The sequence below is a fragment of the Nocardioides sp. S5 genome, from assembly GCF_017310035.1.
Lineage (GTDB): Bacteria > Actinomycetota > Actinomycetes > Propionibacteriales > Nocardioidaceae > Nocardioides.
This window is the reverse complement of the sequence record NZ_CP022296.1, coordinates 1,935,625-1,956,552: the sequence shown is the minus strand read 5'-3', so window position 1 is coordinate 1,956,552 and position 20,928 is coordinate 1,935,625. Positions and strand designations below refer to the sequence as shown.

The following is a 20,928-nucleotide window of genomic DNA, read 5'->3' as shown; positions in this document are numbered from 1 at the left end:
TACAACCAATTCACACTGGAGCCGCTCATGTCGTTCTTCCGCCGCAAGCCCAAGTCCTCTCCCACGACCACCCCTCATGCTGCCGCCCCTGCTGCTTCCCCCACCGCCGTGGCCGAGGCCACGTCCGGGTCGGTCCTGACCGGCGACTACACGATCGACCCGAGCCACACCCGCCTCGGCTTCTCGGCCCGCCACGCCATGGTCACGACCGTTCGCGGCACCTTCAGCGACTTCGAGGGCACCGCCCACGTCGACACCGAGACGCCCGGCAGCTCCAGCGTCCGGCTCACCATCCGCACCGCCAGCATCGCCACCGGGTCCGCCGACCGTGACGGCCACCTGCGCTCGGCCGACTTCTTCGACGTCGAGACCTACCCCGAGATCACCTTCGTCTCCACCTCGGTGGAGCGCGACGGCACCGACTGGGCCGTCACCGGCGACCTCACCATCAAGGGCACCACGCGCTCCCTCACCATCCCCTTCGAGGAGAACGGCACCGCCCAGGACCCGTTCGGCAACGTCCGCATCGGCTTCGAGGGCGCCGCGACCATCAACCGCAAGGACTGGGACCTCACCTGGAACGCGGCGCTCGAGACCGGGGGCGTGCTCGTCTCCGACAAGATCAGGCTCGAGCTCGACGTCTCGGCGATCAAGGACGCCTGACCGACCGCACCACCGGCAAACTGAGGCCCCGGCTCCCCAGGGAGCGCGGGGCCTCTGTCGGCTCAGGTGCCGACCTGGGCCCGGAGGACCCGCAGCGCCCGGACGAGCAGCTCGGACGCGTCGTCGGCTCTGGTGGCCGTCATGAGCTCCATCCGGGCGCGCGAGGCCAGCGGGCGGAAGACCGCGCCGGCCACCACGAGGGCCGAGACCGGCTCCGGCACGACGGCCACCCCGAGGGCCGCCGCGACGAAAGTGACCAGGGTCGACGTCTCGGCCACCTCGTGGCGGATCGTCGGCTCGAACCCGGCGTCGCGGCACAGGGCGGTCACGGCGTCGTACATCGCGGAGCGACCGTGCCCCGAGTGCACGATGAGGTCCTCGCCGCGCAGGTCCGCGACGCGCACCCGACTGCGGCTGGCCAACCGGTGCCCCTCCGGCAGCGCGACGACGTACTTCTCCTCACGCAGCGAGGTGAGCGCCACGTCGGTGCTCTGGGCCAGGTCCGCGAAGGGGCGCAGGAGGGCGAGGTCGATCGAGCCGTCCCGCAGCGCCTCGAGCTGCTGGGGGCTCAGCATCTCGCCCCGGAAGGCGAAGTCGACACCCGGCAGGTGGTCGCGCAGGGACCGCGCCAGCGCAGGCAGCAGGGAGTACGTCGCCGACCCCACGCACCCGATGACGAGGCGGCCCTCGAGGCCGCTGCCGATGCGGACCGCCTCGTCACCGGCCACCTCGACCGACTGGAGGATCGCCCGGACCCGGACCAGGTAGGCCTCGCCCGCAGGCGTCAGGTCGACGCGACGCGTCGTGCGCCGCAGCAGGGCGACGCCGAGCTCGTCCTCGAGCTGCTTGATCTGCTGCGACAGCGGCGGCTGCGCCATGTGCAGCCGCTGGGCGGCGCGGCCGAAGTGACGCTCCTCGGCGACGGCCTGGAAGTAACGCAGGTGGCGGAGCTCCATCGACCAAGACTCTCACGATATCAATCGACGCGAAATGGATACTTCCCCGTATGACTCGGGTCGCCTAACGTCGAGGCATGTCCGACATCGTCATCTGCGAACCCGTCCGCACCCCCGTCGGCCGCCAGGGCGGCGCGCTCGCGTCCCTCTCCGCGGTCGACCTCGCCGCCCACACGCTGCGCGAGCTCGTCCGGCGTACGTCGCTGGGCGAGGGCGACGTGGACGACGTCGTCCTCGGCAACTGCTACCCCAGCGGCGAGAATCCCGCCATCGGTCGGATCGCCGCCCTGGACGCCGGTCTGGGCACGGGAGTCCCCGGTCTCCAGCTCGACCGTCGGTGCGGATCGGGTCTGCAGGCCGCCCTCTACGCGGCGTCCCAGGTCGCCAGCGGCGCCGGCAGCCTGATCGTGGCCGGCGGCGTGGAGTCGATGTCGAACGTCGAGCACTACGCACTCGGCCTGCGCACCGGCGTCCGCAGCGGCGGGATCGAGCTGATGGACCGGCTGGTCCGCGCCCGCGAGACTGCTGGCGGCAAGGACCACCCCGTGCCCGGCGGCATGCTGGAGACGGCCGAGAACCTGCGCCGGGAGTACGACATCTCCCGCGAGGACCAGGACGAGCTCGCACTCCGCTCCCAGCAGCGGGCCGGCGCCGCCCACGACGCCGGGAGGTTCGCCGACGAGCTCGTGCCCGTCACCGTCCCCGGCCGTCGGGGCGAGGCGGACGTGGTCGTCGACCGCGACGAGCACCCGCGACCCGGGACCACCCTCGAGCAGCTTGCCGGGTTGCGGCCCGTGCGCCTGAAGGTCGACGGCGAGTCGACCGTCACGGCCGGCAACGCCAGCGGCCAGAACGACGGCGCCGCCATGTGCGTCGTCACCACCCGCGAGGAGGCTGACCGCCGTGGCCTGCGCCCCCTCCTGGCCCTGAGGTCCTGGGCCGTCGCCGGAGTGGGTCCCGAGGTGATGGGCATCGGGCCCGTCCCCGCCACCGCCGCGGCCCTCGACCGGGCCGGGCTCACCCTCGACGAGATCGACCTCATCGAGCTCAACGAGGCCTTCGCCGCCCAGGTGCTCGCGTGCCTGCGTGAGTGGGAGGTGGACCCGACCGACGAGCGGCTCAACCCCAACGGCTCCGGCATCTCGCTGGGCCACCCGGTCGGCGCGACCGGCGCCCGGATCCTCGCCACGATGGCGTACGAGATGCAGCGACGCGAGTCGCGCTACGCGTTGGAGACCATGTGCATCGGTGGCGGCCAGGGCCTGGCTGCGATCTTCGAGAGGGTCACCTCATGACTGCCGTCGCCGTCCACCACGTCGTCACCGGGCCCGAGGACGCGCCGGTCGTCGTGCTGTCCAACTCCCTCGGGTCGACCACGAGCATGTGGGACGCCCAGGCCGACGAGCTGGCCGACCAGTTCCGCGTGGTGCGCTACGACACCCGAGGCCACGGGGCCTCGCCGGTCCCGCCAGGGCCCTACGACATCGACGACCTGGTCGACGACGTGGTCGCGCTGCTCGACACCCTCGGCGTCGAGAGGGCCCACTTCGTCGGCCTCTCCCTGGGCGGCATGACCGGCATGCGCCTCGCCGCGCGCCACCCTGAGTGCGTCGACCGGCTCGTGGTTCTCTGCACCGGCGCACGGCTCGACCCGTCGAGCGCCTGGCACGACCGGGCCGCTTCCGTCCGCGCGAACGGGACGGGCTTCGTCGCGGAGGCAGTCGTCGCGCGGTGGTTCACCGCGCCGTACCTCGAGGCCAACCCCGACACCCGGGCGGCCCACGAGGCCGTCGTCGCCGCCACGCCCGCAGAGGGCTACGCGTCCTGCTGCGAGGTCATCGCGACCATGGACCTGCGCAGTGACCTGCGCGACATCGCAGCACCCACGCTCGCCATCGCCGGAGCCGACGACCCCGCCACTCCCCCTGCGCACCTCGAGGCAATCGCCGAGGGTGTGAAGGACGGGCGGCTGCTCGTGGTGGCTGGAGCGGCACACCTCGCCAACGCCGAGCAGCCCCAGACCATCACCAGCGCGATCATCGAGCACCTGGAAGGCGGAACCGCATGAGCATCGACAAGGTGGTCCCCAGCGCGGCGGACGCCGTCGCGGACATCGGCCCCGGTTCGAGCCTGGCCGTCGGCGGCTTCGGCCTCGTCGGCATCCCGTGGACGCTGATCAGCGCCCTGCTCGAGCAGGGCGCGGACGACCTGACCGTCGTGTCCAACAACTGCGGCGTCGACGGGGCCGGGCTCGGACTGCTCCTCGAGCACCGCAGGATCAGCCGCGTCATCGCGTCGTACGTCGGCGAGAACAAGGAGTTCGGCCGCCAGTACCTCGCCGGCGAGCTCACCGTGGAGCTGACCCCGCAGGGCACGCTGGCCGAGCGGCTGCGCGCCGGCGGCGCCGGCATCGGCGCCTTCTACACACCCACCGGCGTCGGGACGATGGTCGCCGAGGGCGGCCTGCCGTGGTGCTACCACCCCGACGGTACCGTCGCGCTCGCGTCGGAGGCCAAGGAGGTACGCACCTTCCACGGCACCGAGATGGTGCTGGAGGAGTCGATCGTCACCGACGTCGCGCTGGTCCGGGCCGCGAAGGTCGACCGGGCCGGCAACTGCGTCTTCCACTCCTCGGCCCGCAACTTCAACGTCCCTGCCGCGATGGCCGGGCGCCTGACCGTCGTGGAGGCCGAGCACGTCGTCGAGATCGGCGACATCGACCCCGACGACGTGCACCTCCCGGGCGTGTTCGTGCAGCGGGTAGTCGAGCTGACGCCCGCCCAGGCGAACGAGAAGGACATCGAGAAGCGCACCACCCGACCACGTGAGGTGACCACGTCATGAGCTGGACACGAGACGAGATGGCGGCGCGAGCCGCGCTGGAGCTGCACGAGGGCGAGTACGTCAACCTCGGCATCGGCCTGCCCACGATGATCCCCGCCCACCTGCCGGCCGGGTCGACCGTGACGCTGCACGCGGAGAACGGCATCCTCGGCGTCGGCCCCTTCCCCTACGACGACGAGGTCGACCCCGACCTCATCAACGCCGGCAAGCAGACCGTGACCGTGCTGCCCGGAGCCTCCTTCTTCGACTCCTCGCTGAGCTTCGCGATGATCCGCGGCGGCCACATCGACACCGCCGTCCTGGGTGGCATGCAGGTGTCGATGGCCGGCGACCTCGCCAACTGGATGGTGCCCGGCTCGATGGTCAAGGGCATGGGCGGCGCGATGGACCTCGTCAGCGGCGCCCGCCGCGTGATCGTGCTGATGGAGCACGTCTCGCGCAGCGGCGCCGACAAGCTGGTGGCCGCGTGCGACCTGCCCCTCACCGGTCGAGGGGTGGTGTCGCGGGTGATCACCGACCTCGGGGTCCTCGACGTCGCGGGCGACGGCTTCGAGCTCGTCGAGCTCGCGCCGGAGGTCACGGTGGACGAGATCAGCGAGCGGACGGGCGCACCGGTGGTCGACCGGCGCGCGGCCGCTGCCTGACGCTCTGGCGCCAGCAGCCCATTCATCACTGACATTGATCAATGCGCGGTCAATCCGACCTTGTCCTCGATGAATCACCGGACCTACCGTGAGTGCATCGGGCGTGACGCCCGCCACACACCCCGGACCCGAGGACAGGAGGCCTGCGATGGAGCTGCGGCACCTGCGCTACTTCGCCGCCGTGGCCGAGACGCGCCACTTCGGGCGGGCCGCCGAGCAGCTGCACCTCGTCCAGCCCGCCCTGTCCCAGGCCGTCCGCCAGCTGGAGAAGGAGCTCGGGACGCCACTCTTCGTCCGCACCACGCGCCACGTCAGCCTGACCCCGGCGGGCGAGTTCCTGCACGGCGAGGCCACCCGCATCCTGACTGCCGTCGAGGACAGCGTGCGCGGTGTGCGGCGGATCGCGGAGGGCCAGCGCGGGCTCGTGCGCATCGGCTTCACCGGCACCGCTGCCTTCACCCAGCTCCCCCGCATCGCCCGGGTCGTGAAGCGGGACCTGCCCGGAGTCGCGCTGGAGATCCACGCCGACCTCCTCACCCCGACACAGACCGACCGGCTCCTCGACGGCAGCCTCGACATCGGGGTCCTGCGGCCGCCGACGTCAGAGGGCGAGGGGCTCACCCTGCGCACCGTCGAGATCGAGTCGCTCGTCCTCGCCGCGCCCGCCGACCACGCACTCGCCGGGCAGGAGGTCGTGGAGGTGGCCGACCTCCGTCACGAGGACTTCATCCTCTTCTCCGACGCCCACTCCGCGGTGAACGAGGCCGTCGTGCGCAGCTGCGCCGAAGCTGGCTTCGCTCCCCGCAGGGAGCACGCGGCTCCCGGCACGGCCGCGCTGCTGGCGTTGGTCGCGGCCGGCCTCGGGGTCGCCCTCGTGCCCTCGTCCGTGCGGGCGGCGCCCCTGGCCGGCGTCGCCTTCCGCGACGTCGCGGGCAGCGCGCCGGTCGAGCTCGCCTGCGCCTGGCGCGCCGACGCCGGGTCCCCCGTCGTGCGCGCCGTCCTCGACTGCCTCGAGGCCAACGGGATCTTCGCCGACACCCCCCTCCCCACCACCGCCGCCGAGCCCGAAGAGGTCGCCCGATGAAGATCACCGCCATCGAGGCGATCCCGTACGCCATCCCCTACTCCAAGCCGCTGAAGTTCGCGAGCGGCGAGGTGCACGTCGCCCAGCACGTGCTCGTGCGGGTCCACACCGACGACGGTGTCGTCGGCATCGCCGACGCTCCGCCCCGACCCTTCACCTACGGCGAGACCCAGGCCAGCGTGGTCGCGGTCATCGACTCGCTGTTCGCGCCGGCCGTGGTCGGGCTCGGGCTGCTGGAGCGGGAGCAGGTGCAGGCCCGGCTGTCCCGCACCATCGCCAACCCCGTCGCGAAAGCCGCCGTCGACATGGCGATCTGGGACGCACTGGGCAAGACCCTGGGCCTCCAGGTGACCGACCTGCTGGGCGGCTACACCGACCGGATGCGCGTCTCCCACATGCTCGGCTTCGACTCCCCCGGCGCGATGGTGACCGAGGCCGAGCGGATCCGCGACACCTACGGCATCACGACGTTCAAGGTGAAGGTCGGTCGGCGTCCGCACACCCTCGACACAGCGGTCGTGCGCGCCCTGCGCGAGGGGCTCGGTGACGACGTGGAGCTCTATGTCGACGGCAACCGGGGCTGGTCGGCCTCGGAGTCGGCCCGGGCGATGAAGGAGATGGCCGACCTCGGCCTCACGTTCGCCGAGGAGCTGTGTCCCGCAGACGACGTGCTGGGCCGCCGTTGGCTCGTCCAGCAGCTCGACGTGCCGTTCATCGCCGACGAGTCGGTGCCGACCGCCGCCGACGTGACCCGCGAGGTCCTCGGTGGTTCGGCCACCGCCGTCAGCATCAAGACGTCGCGCACGGGGTTCACCCAGAGCGCACGGGTGCACCACCTCGCCGAGGGACTCGGGCTGGAGGTCGTCATGGGCAACCAGATCGACGGCCAGCTCGGCTCGATGTGCACGGTCGCGTTCGGAGCGGCGTACGAGCTGACCTCGCGCCGTGCCGGCGAGCTGTCCAACTTCCTCGACATGACCGACGACCTCCTCACCGAGCCGCTCGACATCCGCGACGGAGCTCTCACCATCCGTCCCGGTGCCGGCCTGGGCGTCGAGATCGACCCCGACAAGCTCGCCCGCTACCGCCAGGACTGACCAGCACCTCACGCACCGCCCCACCCCGTCCCGCCATCCCCACGCCCCACCAAGGAGAACCTCATGAGCACCACCGTCAACGAGACCGCCACCGCCGCGGCATCCGGCGCCAGCGCGACCGAGCGCTTCCACGCCGACAAGTCCCCCTACGACGCCGTCAAGGACGTCCCGTGCGAGCGGGTCGACGCCATGGCCCGCGAGGTGCTGGAAGCGGTCTACGCCACGGTCCGCAAGCACAAGATGACCTACGCCGAGTTCAACGCCCTCAAGGCGTGGATGATCGACGTCGGCGAGGACGGCGAGTGGCCGCTGTTCCTCGACGTGTGGCTCGAGCACGTCGTCGAGGAGGTCAACACCGAGCACCGCGAGGGCAACAAGGGCTCCATCGAGGGCCCCTACTACGTGCCGGAGGCTCCCGAGCACGGCGCCCACGGCACCATCTCGATGCGCGACGACGAGGGCGGCACCCCGCTGACCTGGTCGGGCCGGGTCACCTCCACGGACGGCTCCGTCCTCGGTGGCGCCAAGGTCGAGCTCTGGCACGCCGACTCCGACGGCTTCTACTCCCAGTTCGCGCCCGGCATCCCCGAGTGGAACCTGCGCGGCACGTTCACCACGGGCGAGGACGGCGCCTTCGAGATCCACACGGTGCAGCCCGCGCCGTACCAGATCCCGACCGACGGCTCCTGCGGAAAGCTGATCGCAGCAGCGGGGTGGCACGCCTGGCGTCCGGCACATCTACACGTCAAGGTGTCCGCACCCGGCCACGAGCTGCTCACCGCCCAGCTCTACTTCCCCGGTGACGAGCACAACGACGACGACATCGCCTCGGCGGTCAAGCCCGAGCTGATCCTCGACCCGCAGCGGCTCGACGACGGCTCCGCGTCCGTCGACTACGGCTTCGTGCTCGACCCGTCCAGGGGCTGATGCCGGATGCTGTTCCACGTCCGGATGGACGTCCGGATCCCGCACGACCTGGACCCCGAGGTCAGGGCCGACCTGGTCGCCCGCGAGAAGGCGTACGCGCAGGAGGTGCAGCGCTCGGGGCGCTGGCCGCACCTGTGGCGGGTCGTCGGTGAGTACGCCAACGTGTCGGTCTTCGACGTCGAGTCCAACGACGCATTGCACGACTTGTTGTCCGGCCTGCCCCTGTTCCCCTACATGGACATGACCGTCACACCGCTGGCCACGCACCCGAGCGACATCGACGCCTGAAGGCCCGCAGGTGGCTGCGGGTGTTGCCGTCGTCGATGGCGGAGCCAGGTAGTCGCCGAACATCACCTCGCACGCTCCTGCCGATGCCTCGGCGACGTCGGGTCGTGCGCGCTTCGCGTCCGTCCGGCCTGGCGACATCACTGGCGGCACCGGCAGCAGCTGGATGCGCGCCGGGCCCGACGGACACAGATCGGGGTGCTGCTCGCTAGGCTCTCCGCCGTGTCTGCCACGCTCGTCGCGAAGGACCTCTCCGGCGGGCACGGTCACCGTGTCCTGTTCGAGGGCCTCGACCTCACCGTCGCCCCCGGCGACGTCATCGGCGTCGTGGGCGCCAACGGTGCCGGGAAGTCGACTCTGCTGTCGCTGCTCGGCGGCGCGACCACGCCGATGGCCGGGTCGGTGTCGTGCGCCCCTCGTGACGCCTTTGTCGGCCTGCTCCCCCAAGAGCACGAGCGGGTGCCGGGCGAGACCGTCGCCCACTACGTCTCGCGCCGCACCGGTGCCGCCGAGGCGACCGGGGCGATGGAGGCGGCTGCCGCTGCGCTCGGCTCCGGCGACGCCGGCGCGGACGACGCGTACGCCGTCGCCTTCGACCGCTGGATGGCCAGCGGGGCCGCAGACCTCGACGACCGCATCGCGCCGGTGCTCGACGACCTCGGCCTCGACGTCGGGCCGGACGCGCTGATGACCTCGCTGTCCGGCGGCCAGGCCGCCCGCGTGGCGCTCGCGGCGCTGCTGCTGAGCCGCTTCGACGTCGTCCTGCTGGACGAGCCGACCAACGACCTCGACCTCGACGGGCTGGCGCGGCTGGAGGCCTTCGTCCAGGGCCTGCGCGGCGGGGTGGTCCTCGTCTCGCACGACCGGGAGTTCCTCGCGCGCTGCGTCACGCGCATCGTCGAGCTCGATCTCGCGCAGAACCAGGTGACGGTCTTCGACGGCGGCTACGACGCGTTCCTCGAGGAGCGCGCGATCGCGCGGCGCCACGCACGCGAGGCCTACGAGCAGTACGCCGACACCCGCGCCGACCTGGTCAAGCGGGCCCGCACCCAGCGCGAGTGGAGCTCGCAGGGCGTGCGCAACGCGATGAAGAAGAGCCCCGACAACGACAAGATCCGCCGCAAGGCCGCGACCGAGTCGTCGGAGAAGCAGGCCCAGAAGGTCCGCCAGATGGAGTCGCGCATCGCCCGTCTCGACGAGGTCGAGGAGCCGCGCAAGGAGTGGGTGCTCCAGTTCGACATCGCCGCGGCGCCGCGCTCGAGCACGGTGGTCGCCACCCTCAACGAAGCCACCCTGCGCCTCGGTGACTTCGTCCTCGGCCCGGTCTCCGCGCAGGTCGAGGCCGGCGACCGGATCGGCATCACCGGCCCCAACGGCGCCGGCAAGACCACGCTGCTGCGCCTCCTGCTGGGCGGGGCCGACCCCGACACCGGCTCGGCGTCGCTGGGCGCGTCGGTGGCGATCGGCGTCATCGACCAGGCCCGCACCGGACTGGACGAGGCGCTGTCCCTCGGCGACGCCTTCGAGGCGCAGGTGCCCGAGCTGACGCAGGCGGAGGTGCGCACCCTGCTGGCCAAGTTCGGTCTGAGGGCCGACCAGGTGACCAGCCAGGTCGGCCGCCTCTCCCCCGGCGAGCGCACCCGCGCAGCCATGGCGCTCCTCCAGGCGCGCGGGGTGAACCTGCTCGTCCTCGACGAGCCGACCAACCACCTCGACCTGCCGGCCATCGAGCAGCTCGAGCAGGCCCTGGCGTCGTACGACGGCGCGCTGCTGCTCGTCTCCCACGACCGACGGCTGCTGGAGCACGTACGCCTCGACCAGCGGTGGGACGTCGAGTCCGGGCGCGTCGTGGTGCGCCACGTCTGAGACCGACCGCCAGGGGAACAGGCACCGCGCGACGTCATGGCGCCTGGCTGTCTGGACGACCACCTGCCATGACGTTCGGCCGTGGAGCGGCGCAGCCGGATTCCGTGCGGGGCCCGTCCGGTCCCTAGACTCGTCCCAGCAGAGGGTTCAACGCGTCCTTGGAGGTGGGTTCGGCGCGTCGTTCCGACGCACCCTCAAGGACCCCTGTGACACCTCTCGCCTCCTACCGCCGACTCCTCCAGGTCGCCGGCCCGACCTACGTGCTCGTCGCCTTCGTCGGCCGCCTTCCGCTGGCGATGAGCCAGCTCGGCACCCTGCTCCTGGTCTCCACCGCGTCCGGCAGCTACGGCCTCGGCGGCCTCAGCGCCGGTGCGCTCGCGGTCGCCAACGCGGTCGGCGCCCCGGTCGCCGGGACGCTCGCGGACCGCTTCGGCCAGCGACCCGTCGTCCTCGCGCAGTCCCTGCTCGGCGCCACCGGACTGGTCCTGCTCGTGACGGCCGTCGGCAACGACGCCGGCGACGGCACCGTCGTCCTGGCCGCCGCGGCGACCGGCCTGCTGCTCCCCCAGGTCGGTCCGCTGGCCCGCGTGCGGTGGCGGCCGATGACGCGCGCCGCCGGCAAGCACCAGCGCCGGCTCGTCGACGCCGCGTTCTCCTACGAGGGAGCCGCGGACGAGGCGTCGTTCGCGATCGGCCCGGCGCTGGTCGGCCTCTCCGTCGCAGCCGTCTCCCCCTCGGGTGCGCTCCTCCTCGCCGCGGCGCTGCTCGCGGTCTTCGGCTCGGCGTTCGCGCTCGACCCGTCCGCCCGGCTCACCCACGCCCAGGAGCGCCCGGCCGGCACGGGCCGGCTCGTGACCCCGGCGTACGCCGTCCTCGTCGGCGCCCAGCTCTCCATCGGCATGCTCTTCGGGGCGACGCAGACCGGCGCGACGGTGCTCGCCACGGACGCCGGGACACCGGGCGTCGCCGGCCTGGTGCACGCCACGCTCGGCGTCGGCAGCGCGGTCGCCGGGCTGGCGACGGCGTACCTCCCGGAACGGGTCGGCCACGAACGCCGCGCCCTGGTGGCCGCGTGGGCGCTGCTCGTGCTGGCGCTGCCGCTGCTCGCGGTGGGCTCGCTGGCCACCGCCACCGTGACCGTCCTGTTCCTCGGCGTCGCCGTCGCTCCCTACATGATCGCGGTGTTCTCCCTCGCCGAGCGCGTCGTCCCGCCGGCCCGGGTGGGCGCGGCGATGACGATGCTGGCCAGCGCCACCGGCCTGGGCTACGCCCTGGGCTCGAGCCTTGCGGGCCGGCTCGCCGACGCCTCGGGCGCGACGGCTGCCTTCGGCGTGACCGTCGGCGCCACCGTGCTCGCGGTGGTCCTGATGACGAGCCAGCAGCGGCGGCTGCGGACGGCGACCGTCGCGGCCGAGGCGGACCGGCCGCCGGCGCCGACGGAGGAGCCGGTGCTGCAGGGCGCCTCGGACCCGGGCGTATCGTCGAGGAAGTGACCACGACAGAGTCGGCGACACTCGCCCTCGACCACCGCTTCGCCGACGAGCTGCCCGAGCTGGCGCTTGCGTGGCAGGCTCGCGAGGTGGCCGAGCCGCAGCTGCTCGCCCTCGACGAGTCCCTGGCCGCAGATCTCGGGCTCGACCCGGCCTGGCTCCGCGGGCCCGACGGCCTCGGCCTGCTCACCGGCAACCGGCTCCCGGACGGCGCCGCGCCTGTGGCGCAGGGCTACGCCGGGCACCAGTTCGGCGGCTGGTCGCCCCGCCTCGGCGACGGCCGCGCACTGCTGCTGGGCGAGCTCACCGACACCTCCGGACGGCTGCGCGACCTGCACCTCAAGGGCTCGGGCCGCACGCCCTTCTCCCGCGGCGGCGACGGGCTCGCCGCGGTCGGGCCGATGCTGCGCGAGCACGTGATGAGCGTGGCGATGCACGCCCTCGGCATCCCGACCACCCGCTCCCTCGGCGTCGTCGCCACCGGCGCGCAGGTCGAGCGCGAGGTCCTGCTGCCCGGCGCGGTGCTGGCCCGGGTCGCGAGCAGCCACCTGCGCGTCGGCAGCTTCCAGTACGCCGCCGCGTCCGGCGACGTCGACCTCCTGCGCCGCCTCGCCGACCACGCCATCGCCCGCCACCACCCCGAGGCCGCGGAGGCCGAGCAGCCCCACCTCACCCTCTTCGAGTCCGTCATGGCCGCCCAGGCCGAGCTCGTGGCGCGCTGGATGCTGGTCGGGTTCGTCCACGGCGTGATGAACACCGACAACGTGACCATCTCCGGCGAGACCATCGACTACGGCCCCTGCGCCTTCGTCGACGCCTTCGACCCCGCGACGGTCTTCAGCTCGATCGACACCGCCGGGCGCTACGCCTTCGGCCAGCAGCCGGTCGTCGCGGAGTGGAACCTCGCCCGCTTCGCCGAGTCCCTCCTGCCGCTCCTGGCCGACGAGCAGGACGAGGCGGTGGCGATCGCGACCGCCTCGCTGGGCCGCTTCCGCTCGCTCTACTCCGCCGCCTGGACGCGGGGCATGCGCGACAAGCTCGGCCTCGCCGCCTCCGTCCCCGACGACACCGTCGCGACGCTGGCCAACGACCTGCTGGAGCTCATGCGGACCGACCACGTCGACCACACCCTGCTGTTCCGTCGCCTCGGCGCCGCCGCCCGCGGCGACGCGGAGCCCGCGCGCAGCCTGTTCCTCGACCTGGCCGGTGTCGACGCCTGGGTGGGTCTCTGGCGCGCGCTCGGTCCGGACGCCACCGTGATGGACCGCACCAACCCCGTCCACGTGCCCCGCAACCACCTGGTCGAGGAGGCCCTCGTCGCCGCGACAGGCGGCGACCTGGCGCCGTTCGAACGGCTGGTCGACGTCGTCTCCGCACCGTACGACGAGCGCCCCGGCCTCGAGCGCTACGCCGAGCCGGCGCCCGAGTCGTTCGGCGCCTACCGCACCTTCTGCGGCACCTGAGCGGGGCCGGCGAAAGCGACGCTCGGCGCTCGCGGCGGTAGATTCTGCCGGTGCCCGACACCCGCCCCCGCCGTACGTTCGCCGTCATCAGCCACCCCGACGCCGGCAAGTCGACCCTCACCGAGGCGCTCGCCCTGCACGCGCGGGTGATCACCGAGGCGGGAGCCGTCCACGGCAAGGGCGACCGGCGCGCGACGGTGTCGGACTGGATGGCGATGGAGAAGGCACGCGGCATCTCGATCACGTCCGCGGCGCTGCAGTTCGTCTACCGCGACCACGTCATCAACCTCGTCGACACCCCGGGCCACAGCGACTTCTCCGAGGACACCTACCGGGTGCTCTCCGCCGTCGACTCCGCCGTGATGCTGGTCGACGCCGGAAAGGGACTCGAGCCGCAGACGCTCAAGCTCTTCAAGGTCTGCGCGCTGCGCGGCATCCCCGTCATGACGGTCATCAACAAGTGGGACCGGCCCGGCCTGTCCGCCCTGGAGCTGATGGACCTCATCCAGCAGAAGATCGGCCTGCGGCCCACGCCGCTGACCTGGCCGGTCGGCGAGGCCGGCGACTTCCGCGGCGTGCTGGACCGGCGTACGGGCGAGTTCGTGAAGTACACCCGCACCGCCGGCGGTGCGACCCGGGCCCCCGAGCGGCGGATGGCGTCCGACGAGGTGGACGTGGACGACGCGCCGCTGTGGGCCGACGCCGTCGAGGAGCACGAGCTGCTCACCCTCGACGAGGCCGACCACGACCAGGACCGCTTCCTCGCCGGCGAGACCACGCCCGTCATGTTCGCCTCCGCCCTGCAGAACTTCGGCGTCGCGCAGCTGCTCGACCTGCTGCTCGACATCGCGCCGGACCCCAGCCCCACTGAGGGCGTCGACGGCTCGGTGCGCAAGGTCGAGGACGACTTCAGCGCCTTCGTCTTCAAGGTGCAGTCGGGCATGAACAACGCCCACCGCGACCGCCTCGCCTACGCCCGCGTGGTGTCGGGCGAGTTCGAGCGCGGCATGGTCGTCACCCACGCCTCCACCGGCCGGCCCTTCGCCACGAAGTTCGCCCAGTCGGTCTTCGGCCGCGACACCCAGTCGGTCGAGACGGCCGAGCCCGGCGACATCATCGGCTTCGTCAACGCCCAGTCGCTGCGCGTCGGCGACACCGTCTACGTCGGCGACCCGATCGAGTACCCGCCCGTGCCGAGCTTCGCCCCGGAGCACTTCGTGACCGCCAGCGCGGGCGACATCGGCCGCTACAAGCAGTTCCGCCGCGGCATCGAGCAGCTGGACCAGGAGGGCGTGGTGCAGGTCCTGCGCTCGGACCTGCGCGGCGACCAGAACCCGGTCCTGGCCGCGGTCGGCCCGATGCAGTTCGAGGTCGTCGAGGACCGGATGACCAACGAGTTCAACTCCCCCGTCCGCCTCTCGCGGCTCGACTACCAGGTCGCCCGGCGCACCGATGCCGCCGGCGCCGCGGCGCTCGCGGGCATGCGCGGCGTGGAGGTGCTCGAGCGCAGCGACGGCACCCGTCTGGCGCTCTTCGTCGACCAGTGGCGCGCGATGGTCACCGCGCGCGACAACCCCGAGCTGATGCTCGAGGCCCTACCGGCGGGCGGGAGCTGACGTGCAGATCACCGGAGCAGTGCTCGAGGAGCTGGGACGGCCCGGCCCGTGGTCGCGGACGCGGCCGCTGACGGTCGGCACGCTCGAGCTGGACCCGCCCGGGCCGGGTGAGGTCCTCGTCGAGATCGCCGCGGCCGGCGTGTGCCACTCCGACCTGTCGGTCGTCGACGGCAACCGTGCCCGGCCGGTCCCGATGCTGCTGGGCCACGAGGCGAGCGGGCGGGTGACGATGCTCGGCCCCTGCGTCGGCGACCTCGCCGTCGGCCAGCAGGTGGTGATGACGTTCCTCCCGCGCTGCGGCGAGTGCGCCGGGTGTGCCACCGGCGGTCGGATGCCGTGCGGACCGGGGTCGGCCAGCAACGCCGCGGGCGAGCTGCTCGGCGGCGGGCGTCGGCTCAGCCGCCACGGCGTACCGGTCCACCACCACCTCGGCGTCTCGGCCTTCGCCACCCACGCGGTGGTCGACGCCCGCTCGGTGGTGGCCGTGGACGACGACGTGCCGGCCGACGTGGCCGCCGTGCTGGGCTGCGCGGTGCTGACCGGCGGCGGCGCGCTGGTCAACGCCGCTCCCCCCGAGCCCGGCCAGAGCGTGATGGTCGTGGGCCTGGGCGGCGTCGGGATGGCCGCCCTGCTCACCGCCGTGGCCCTCGGTGCGGGCGACGTGGTCGCCGTCGACGGCGTCGCGGCCAAGCGCGAGCGGGCCCTCGAGCTCGGGGCGACCTCCGCGCTCGACCCGGCCGAGCTGGCGTCGACGGGCACGCGGTGCGACGTCGTGGTCGAGGCGGCCGGCAACGCGCGTGCCTTCGAGGCCGCCCTCGCCGCGACCGCTCCCGGCGGGCGCACGGTCACCGTCGGGCTGCCCCCGCCCGACGCGCTGGCGAGCATCTCGCCCCTCCAGCTCGTCGCGGAGGCCCGCACCGTGATGGGCAGCTACCTCGGCTCCGCGGTGCCGTCGCGCGACATCCCGGTCTTCGCCCAGTGGTGGCGCGAGGGACGACTCCCCGTCGACGCCCTCGTCTCCTCCCGCATCGGTCTCGACGACATCAACCTCGCGATGGACGAGCTGGCAGCCGGGACGGCGCTGCGGCAGGTCATCGAGTTCTGACGGACCGCCGGCTGTGCAGGGCACCCCACGTGAGGGCGCCTCCGACCAGCACGGAGAGTCCGCCGAGCGCAGCCATCAGGCCGATGGCCCACCCGGTGGCAGGCAGCTCCGCACCGACCGCCACGTCGGCCGTCACCCCCGCGGTCGCGTCGGCGTTCATCACCACGACCGTCCAGTCGCCGTCCTCGACCGCCCACCGCAGGTCCTGGGTCCCGGTGCCCGATGCACGGGCGGTCCAGAGGACGGCGTCCTCGGGAGCGGCGAGCGGCGCGGCTCCTGCGACGTCCCGGTAGACCGGCTCGACGCCGGACCCGGTCGAGTCGAAGTCCACGACCACCGCGTGCGCCACCTCCGCGAGGTAGGCCTCCACCTCGTCGGTGGGACCGATCCCGACGAAGACGGCACCGGCACCGGACGGCTCGACCGTCAGCCTGGTGTCGCCGAGCAGACGGTCCGGCACGACCTCGGCGCCGTCGGCGAGCTGTGTCTCGAGGCTCTCCGAGACGATCGCGTACGACGCCGTGCTGAGCTCCTCGCGTCCCGACATCACGAACCCGTCGTCGTCACGCAGGGTGCCCTGGAGCACGCCCAGGGTCGCGGCGACGCCCAGGAAGCCTGTGCCCGCCAGGAGCCCGAGGCAGCCGAGGACCAGCATCACCACCCGCGGTGCGGACCAGTGGTCGGGTGGCGGCTGTCCGTCGCCGGAGGGCTGGGGCGCAGGCGGCCGGATCCCGACCCGCGAGCCCGGGTCGTCGGGCCCGGTGTCCAGGCGGAAGGGCGGGTAGTCGTCGGTCATCAGCCCGGCGTACGCAGCGACGCGGATGACCCAGCGGTTCAGGCCCAGCACCAGGTCGAAGACCCCCGACGGGTACCTGCCGGTGAAGAGCAGCACGACCGCCGCCACCAGGACCAGCAGCCCGATCAGGCCGCCGCCCGCGGTCCACGCGGCGTCGTCGCGCGACGCGGCCTCGTTGGCGATCCAGAGCCCTCCGCCGGTGAAGATGCCCACGACCACGTAGTGCGGGAGGGCGAGCAGCCACCACTTGACCAGCACCAGGCCGCGCGAGAGGTGCTCGGGGTAGGAGACCTCGAGGTGCGCCGGGTAGTCGGGGACGTCGGCCAGGGTGAAGGGCGGGTAGCGGTCCGTGGCGAGCGCTCCGTAGGCGTAGTAGGCCACCCGCTAGCTCCACCGCAGCACCCCGACGTTGAAGTCGAAGACCTGACGCGGGTAGCGGCCGGTGAGGAGGATCGCGAAGAACGCGACCACGCTCAGCACGAGGAAGGCCAGCCACAGGAAGGCCAGCACGACGTAGTGCGGGATCACGAGGGCCCACTTCACCAACCACAGCCAGCGGTTGAGGTGCTCCTCGGGGAGCACGTCGACACGTACGGGATAGACGTGCGCGGGATGCTCCTCTGCGGGTCGGGCCTGGACGCTCATCGTTCCTTCCTCCTCTGTCGTGCTGCGGTGGTGCCGGCCGTGGTCAGGCCTGCGGCGAGATCTCGTCGGCGACGAGCTCCCAGTCCTTCGGGGCGTCGCGGTGGGGGCGTACGGGCACGACCATCACGGGGCTCCTCGCCTCGCGCACGACCGTGCGTGCCAGCGACCCCAGGTGGGCCGGCTCGAAGCTGTGCGGCCCGTGCCGGCCGACGACCACGAGGGAGGCCACCTGCGAGTCGTCGACGAGCACGTCGGCCGGCCACTGGTGCCGCACCTCCACCGTGACCTCCACCGCGGGGTGCTGCGCGCGCAGGCCGTCCACGACGGTGGTGAGGGCGCGCTGCTGCTCCTCGCGCCACTCGGCGGCGACGCGGTCGGTGATGATGTCGTCGTAGACCGCGTCGAGGCGCCACGCGTGGACGACCCTGAGGGGCGCCCCCGTGGCCTCGGCCTGGGCGAAGGCCGCCTCCAGCACCGCGAGCGGCACGCCTGCCTCGTGGACCCCGACGACCACCTCGCCGGGCTCGCCCGTCGAGGGCTGCCAGTCCGCAGGGACGGAGACCACGGGGCACGCGGCGTGCGCTGCCACGGCGTACGCCGTCGAGCCGGCGAAGAGCCGCCGCAGGCCGTGCGGCAGGTGGTGCTGCACCACCACCGTCCGGGCCTCGCGGCCCAGGTCGACGAGCACGTGGGCGGGCGTGCCGGCCACGGCGAGGGTGCGACAGGGCACCGTGCCGTCCGTCAGCTCGGCGAGCTCGTCACCGACCTGCTTGATCACCCAGTGCGCCATGTCGGCGGTCTCGGCGGAGGTCAGCAGCGCGCGCGGCGGCGGTCCGGTCAGGGCCGTGCGGAAGGCGTGGACGGCCACCACTTCCGAGGCGTCGCGGCGCGCGCGGTCGACGGCGTAGCGCAGGGCTGCGGTCTCCCGTCCGGGTCCGCTGACCCCGACGACGACGGCGTCCTTCGTGGTGGTGTCCATGGTCGTCCTCCTCCGGGGGGCGCTCCTGCCCCTACGTCCAGCGTCGTCCTCGCCACCGGTGCACGACAGGGCCACAGGTCCCACCCATGACACCGACCGTCCCGCGTGAATAGCGGACGCGGCGCGTGGGTACGGCGCCGGCATGGAGCCCATCCCTGAGACGCTCGAGGCCCTGGACGAGCTGGACCCCTACCTGGACGACACCCCGCTGGTCGACCAGCTGAGGGCCACCTCCGACCGCGCACAGGCGGTCGCCCCCGGCCTCGTCGGCGTGAGCATGGCATCGCGCGCCCACGACCTGACCTTCACCGTGGTGGCCACCGACCAGGAGATCGCCGCCCTGGACGCGGTGCAGTACCTCGACACCGGCCCCTGCGTCGACGCCATCGGCCTGGGCCACGGCCTCGCCACGTCGCCCGAGGGCCTGCTGAGCGAGTCCCGGTGGGGCGAGTTCGCCCGGGCCAGCGCCGCGATGGGCGTGCACAGCACGCTGACGCTGCCGGTGCTGATCGAGGGCTCGGTCGTCGCGACGGTGAACCTCTACGGCCGTGCAGCGGACACGTTCGTCGGTCTGCACGCGGCGCTGGCCGAGGTCTTCGGCGCCTGGGCGCCGGGCGCGATCGCCAACGCCGACCTCGACTTCACCACCCGTACGCTGGCCGAGCAGGCCCCGACGCAGCTGCGGGACGCGGCGACGATCGACACCGCCACGGGCATCCTCGCCGCCCATCGCGACCTGCCGGTCACCGAGGCGCGTGGCGAGCTCGACGACGCGGCGCGCCGCGCCGGGGTGCCGGTGATCCTGCTCGCGCGGGTGCTCGTGCAGCTGCACCACGAACGCTGAGCGCCCGCGGCGTCAGGCCTCGTGGACGCACTCGCCGTCGATCCAGGTGGAGCGCACCCGCGCCCGACCGATCTCGTGGGGCTCCAGGAAGGGGTCGGAGTCCAGCACGACCAGGTCCGCGACCGCACCGGGCCGGACCATGCCGGCATCGTCGCGGTGGTTCACCCACGCCGAGCCGCTCGTGTAGGCGGCGAACGCGACCTCGACCGGGAGCGCCTGCTCGGGGAGGAACGGCTCGGTCCCGGCGGGCGCCGGCTCGCCGTACGCCGTGCGGTGCACCGCGGTGTGGATCGCCGCGAGCGGGTCGGGGGTGCTCACAGGCCAGTCGCTGCCGGCCACCAACCGAGCCCCGGCGGCGTGCAGGTCACCGAACGGGTACTGCCGCCCGGCGCGCTCGGGACCCAGGAACGGGAGGGTGAGCTCGGTCATCTGGTCGTCGAGGCAGGCCCACAGCGCCTGGATGTTGGCGGCGACGCCCAGGGCGGCGAAGCGGCGTACGTCGTCGGGGTGGACGAGCTGGAGGTGCGCGACGTGGTGGCGCCGGTCGGGGTGCGTGCCCTCGAAGGCGTCGAGCGCCTCGCGCACGCCCCGGTCTCCGAGGCCGTGGACGCGCACCTGGAAGCCGTGGTGGTCGAGCTCGCCGACGTAGGAGCGCAGGGCCACCGGGTCGACGAAGGAGATCCCCGCGTTGTCGGTGGCGTGCCCGCAGCGGTCGAGGTAGGGCTCGACGAGCGCCGCCGTGCCGTTCTCCGCGACCCCGTCCTGCATCACCTTGACCGACGTGGCCGAGAACCGGCCGCCCGAGTAGTCCTCACGCCTGGCGATCAGGTCCGTCACCTGCTCGCGCCCCCGCGCCCGGTCCCACCACAGCGCACCCACGACGGTGCCGGTGAGGTCGCCGTTCGCGGCCGCGCGCGCGTAGGTCGGGCCGACGTCGCGCATGCCGGAGTAGGCGCCGACGATGGCGTCCTGCCAGGCGGTGACCCCGAGGGAGTGGAGGTACCGCTGACCCTCGAGGAGGGCGGCGCGGAGCTGGGCGTCGTCGACGGGCGGCAGGACGTGGTCGAGCAGCGCCATGGCCCCCTCGTGCAGCACGCCGGTCGGGCGTCCGCCGGCATCGCGCTCGATGCGACCGTCCGCAGGGTCGGGCGTGTGGGCGGTGATGCCGGCGACCTCCAGCGCGCGGGTGTTGACCCACATCCCGTGGTGGTCGCGGGTGGCCAGCGCGACAGGACGATCGCCGACCACCTCGTCGAGCTCCTGCGCGGTCGGCAGGCCGCCGGGGAACGCCGCCATCGCCCAGCCCCCACCCTGGACCCAGTCGTCGCCGGGACGCGAGCGGGCGTGCTCGCCGACGTGGCGCACGTACGCCGTCGCGTCGGCCGCGAGCCCGCTCAGGTCGCAACCGAGGCGCTCCAGCCCGCCCTGCACCGGGTGCACGTGGGCGTCGGTGAAGCCGGGCAGCAGGAGCCCGCCGTCGACGTCGACGACCCGCGCCCCGGCGGGCACCGCGTCCGCGCCCACGGCCGCGACGCGTCCGTCGCGGACCACGACGTCGCCGACCCGGCCGAGGTGGGCGTAGCCGTCGAACACGGCCGCGTTGCGGAAGATCGTGACGACCACG

Annotated in this window: 20 protein-coding genes; 15 read left to right on the top strand and 5 right to left on the bottom strand. The window is 73.1% G+C overall.

Annotation, left to right across the window (positions count from 1 at the left end):
- Nucleotides 1-27: 27 nt before the first annotated feature.
- Entirely contained in the window at nt 28-663 is a 636-nt protein-coding gene (locus CFI00_RS09740) for a YceI family protein (RefSeq protein ID WP_207084960.1), read from the top strand.
- A 62-nt stretch (nt 664-725) separates the two neighbouring features.
- Here the strand turns inward: CFI00_RS09740 and CFI00_RS09735 are convergent, their stop codons facing one another.
- On the bottom strand, nt 726-1,619 hold the full coding sequence (locus CFI00_RS09735; RefSeq protein WP_207084959.1) for a LysR substrate-binding domain-containing protein: 894 nt from the start codon (nt 1,617-1,619) through the stop codon (nt 726-728).
- Nucleotides 1,620-1,696: 77 nt separating this feature from the next.
- Here CFI00_RS09735 and CFI00_RS09730 point away from each other — a divergent pair, with 77 nt between their 5' ends.
- From CFI00_RS09730 to CFI00_RS09670, 13 genes are all read left to right on the top strand, one after another.
- The gene (locus tag CFI00_RS09730) at nt 1,697-2,914 is read left to right on the top strand and encodes an acetyl-CoA C-acetyltransferase (RefSeq protein ID WP_207084958.1); all 1,218 of its coding nucleotides are present in this window, start codon (nt 1,697-1,699) and stop codon (nt 2,912-2,914) included.
- Nucleotides 2,911-3,687 (top strand): 3-oxoadipate enol-lactonase, encoded by a 777-nt coding sequence (pcaD, locus tag CFI00_RS09725; RefSeq protein ID WP_207084957.1) that lies wholly within the window; start codon nt 2,911-2,913, stop codon nt 3,685-3,687. The genes CFI00_RS09730 and pcaD overlap by 4 nt, the downstream gene beginning before the upstream one ends.
- The gene (locus CFI00_RS09720) at nt 3,684-4,463 is read left to right on the top strand and encodes a CoA transferase subunit A (RefSeq protein ID WP_207084956.1); all 780 of its coding nucleotides are present in this window, start codon (nt 3,684-3,686) and stop codon (nt 4,461-4,463) included. Before pcaD ends, CFI00_RS09720 begins: the two co-directional genes overlap by 4 nt.
- Nucleotides 4,460-5,107 carry a 3-oxoacid CoA-transferase subunit B gene (locus tag CFI00_RS09715; protein WP_207084955.1) on the top strand — a complete coding sequence of 216 codons (648 nt, stop codon included), beginning with the start codon at nt 4,460-4,462 and terminating at the stop codon, nt 5,105-5,107. The genes CFI00_RS09720 and CFI00_RS09715 overlap by 4 nt, the downstream gene beginning before the upstream one ends.
- Before the next feature lie 148 nt (nt 5,108-5,255).
- The gene (locus CFI00_RS09710; protein ID WP_207084954.1) at nt 5,256-6,191 is read left to right on the top strand and encodes a LysR substrate-binding domain-containing protein; all 936 of its coding nucleotides are present in this window, start codon (nt 5,256-5,258) and stop codon (nt 6,189-6,191) included.
- Nucleotides 6,188-7,288 carry an enolase C-terminal domain-like protein gene (locus CFI00_RS09705; RefSeq protein ID WP_207084953.1) on the top strand — a complete coding sequence of 367 codons (1,101 nt, stop codon included), beginning with the start codon at nt 6,188-6,190 and terminating at the stop codon, nt 7,286-7,288. Before CFI00_RS09710 ends, CFI00_RS09705 begins: the two co-directional genes overlap by 4 nt.
- 63 nt (nt 7,289-7,351) lie before the next feature.
- The gene (catA, locus tag CFI00_RS09700) at nt 7,352-8,215 is read left to right on the top strand and encodes a catechol 1,2-dioxygenase (protein WP_207084952.1); all 864 of its coding nucleotides are present in this window, start codon (nt 7,352-7,354) and stop codon (nt 8,213-8,215) included.
- 6 nt (nt 8,216-8,221) lie between these two features.
- Nucleotides 8,222-8,503, top strand: a complete 282-nt coding sequence (gene catC / locus CFI00_RS09695; RefSeq protein WP_207084951.1) for a muconolactone Delta-isomerase — start codon at nt 8,222-8,224, stop codon at nt 8,501-8,503.
- A 219-nt stretch (nt 8,504-8,722) separates the two neighbouring features.
- The gene (locus tag CFI00_RS09690; RefSeq protein ID WP_207084950.1) at nt 8,723-10,366 is read left to right on the top strand and encodes an ABC-F family ATP-binding cassette domain-containing protein; all 1,644 of its coding nucleotides are present in this window, start codon (nt 8,723-8,725) and stop codon (nt 10,364-10,366) included.
- A gap of 206 nt (nt 10,367-10,572) precedes the next feature.
- Nucleotides 10,573-11,859 carry an MFS transporter gene (locus CFI00_RS09685; RefSeq protein WP_207084949.1) on the top strand — a complete coding sequence of 429 codons (1,287 nt, stop codon included), beginning with the start codon at nt 10,573-10,575 and terminating at the stop codon, nt 11,857-11,859.
- Nucleotides 11,856-13,319 (top strand): protein adenylyltransferase SelO, encoded by a 1,464-nt coding sequence (locus CFI00_RS09680; RefSeq protein WP_207084948.1) that lies wholly within the window; start codon nt 11,856-11,858, stop codon nt 13,317-13,319. The genes CFI00_RS09685 and CFI00_RS09680 overlap by 4 nt, the downstream gene beginning before the upstream one ends.
- A gap of 50 nt (nt 13,320-13,369) precedes the next feature.
- The gene (locus CFI00_RS09675) at nt 13,370-14,935 is read left to right on the top strand and encodes a peptide chain release factor 3 (protein WP_207084947.1); all 1,566 of its coding nucleotides are present in this window, start codon (nt 13,370-13,372) and stop codon (nt 14,933-14,935) included.
- A gap of 1 nt (nt 14,936) precedes the next feature.
- On the top strand, nt 14,937-16,040 hold the full coding sequence (locus CFI00_RS09670) for a zinc-binding dehydrogenase (protein WP_207084946.1): 1,104 nt from the start codon (nt 14,937-14,939) through the stop codon (nt 16,038-16,040).
- On the opposite strand, the gene CFI00_RS09665 is transcribed toward CFI00_RS09670, so the two are convergent.
- The 3 genes from CFI00_RS09665 to CFI00_RS09660 are packed head-to-tail and all read right to left on the bottom strand — an operon-like array spanning nt 16,027 to nt 18,460.
- Complete coding sequence (locus CFI00_RS09665) at nt 16,027-17,217, bottom strand: DUF4389 domain-containing protein (RefSeq protein WP_242532766.1); 1,191 nt, start codon at nt 17,215-17,217, stop codon at nt 16,027-16,029. The genes CFI00_RS09670 and CFI00_RS09665 overlap by 14 nt on opposite strands.
- 3 nt (nt 17,218-17,220) lie before the next feature.
- Nucleotides 17,221-17,481, bottom strand: coding sequence for a DUF4389 domain-containing protein (locus tag CFI00_RS23565; RefSeq protein WP_242532765.1), 261 nt, complete (start codon nt 17,479-17,481; stop codon nt 17,221-17,223).
- Nucleotides 17,482-17,524: 43 nt separating this feature from the next.
- On the bottom strand, nt 17,525-18,460 hold the full coding sequence (locus CFI00_RS09660; protein WP_207084945.1) for a universal stress protein: 936 nt from the start codon (nt 18,458-18,460) through the stop codon (nt 17,525-17,527).
- A gap of 142 nt (nt 18,461-18,602) precedes the next feature.
- Here CFI00_RS09660 and CFI00_RS09655 point away from each other — a divergent pair, with 142 nt between their 5' ends.
- A complete protein-coding gene (locus tag CFI00_RS09655; RefSeq protein ID WP_207084944.1) occupies nt 18,603-19,304 on the top strand; it encodes an ANTAR domain-containing protein in 702 nt (233 codons plus the stop codon).
- Nucleotides 19,305-19,316: 12 nt separating this feature from the next.
- Here CFI00_RS09655 and CFI00_RS09650 read toward each other — a convergent pair whose 3' ends face one another.
- The gene (locus CFI00_RS09650; RefSeq protein ID WP_207084943.1) at nt 19,317-20,927 is read right to left on the bottom strand and encodes an amidohydrolase; all 1,611 of its coding nucleotides are present in this window, start codon (nt 20,925-20,927) and stop codon (nt 19,317-19,319) included.
- Nucleotide 20,928: the final 1 nt, after the last annotated feature.

Excerpts from the sequence above, each read along its gene's own strand:
- CFI00_RS09740 (WP_207084960.1), top strand. The coding sequence starts at position 28 with ATGTCGTTCTTCCGCCGCAAGCCCAAGTCCTCTCCCACGACCACCCCT.
- CFI00_RS09735 (WP_207084959.1), bottom strand. The coding sequence starts at position 1,619 with ATGGAGCTCCGCCACCTGCGTTACTTCCAGGCCGTCGCCGAGGAGCGT.
- CFI00_RS09730 (WP_207084958.1), top strand. The coding sequence starts at position 1,697 with ATGTCCGACATCGTCATCTGCGAACCCGTCCGCACCCCCGTCGGCCGC.
- pcaD (WP_207084957.1), top strand. The coding sequence starts at position 2,911 with ATGACTGCCGTCGCCGTCCACCACGTCGTCACCGGGCCCGAGGACGCG.
- CFI00_RS09720 (WP_207084956.1), top strand. The coding sequence starts at position 3,684 with ATGAGCATCGACAAGGTGGTCCCCAGCGCGGCGGACGCCGTCGCGGAC.
- CFI00_RS09715 (WP_207084955.1), top strand. The coding sequence starts at position 4,460 with ATGAGCTGGACACGAGACGAGATGGCGGCGCGAGCCGCGCTGGAGCTG.
- CFI00_RS09710 (WP_207084954.1), top strand. The coding sequence starts at position 5,256 with ATGGAGCTGCGGCACCTGCGCTACTTCGCCGCCGTGGCCGAGACGCGC.
- CFI00_RS09705 (WP_207084953.1), top strand. The coding sequence starts at position 6,188 with ATGAAGATCACCGCCATCGAGGCGATCCCGTACGCCATCCCCTACTCC.
- catA (WP_207084952.1), top strand. The coding sequence starts at position 7,352 with ATGAGCACCACCGTCAACGAGACCGCCACCGCCGCGGCATCCGGCGCC.
- catC (WP_207084951.1), top strand. The coding sequence starts at position 8,222 with ATGCTGTTCCACGTCCGGATGGACGTCCGGATCCCGCACGACCTGGAC.
- CFI00_RS23565 (WP_242532765.1), bottom strand. The coding sequence starts at position 17,481 with ATGAGCGTCCAGGCCCGACCCGCAGAGGAGCATCCCGCGCACGTCTAT.
- CFI00_RS09660 (WP_207084945.1), bottom strand. The coding sequence starts at position 18,460 with ATGGACACCACCACGAAGGACGCCGTCGTCGTCGGGGTCAGCGGACCC.
- CFI00_RS09655 (WP_207084944.1), top strand. The coding sequence starts at position 18,603 with ATGGAGCCCATCCCTGAGACGCTCGAGGCCCTGGACGAGCTGGACCCC.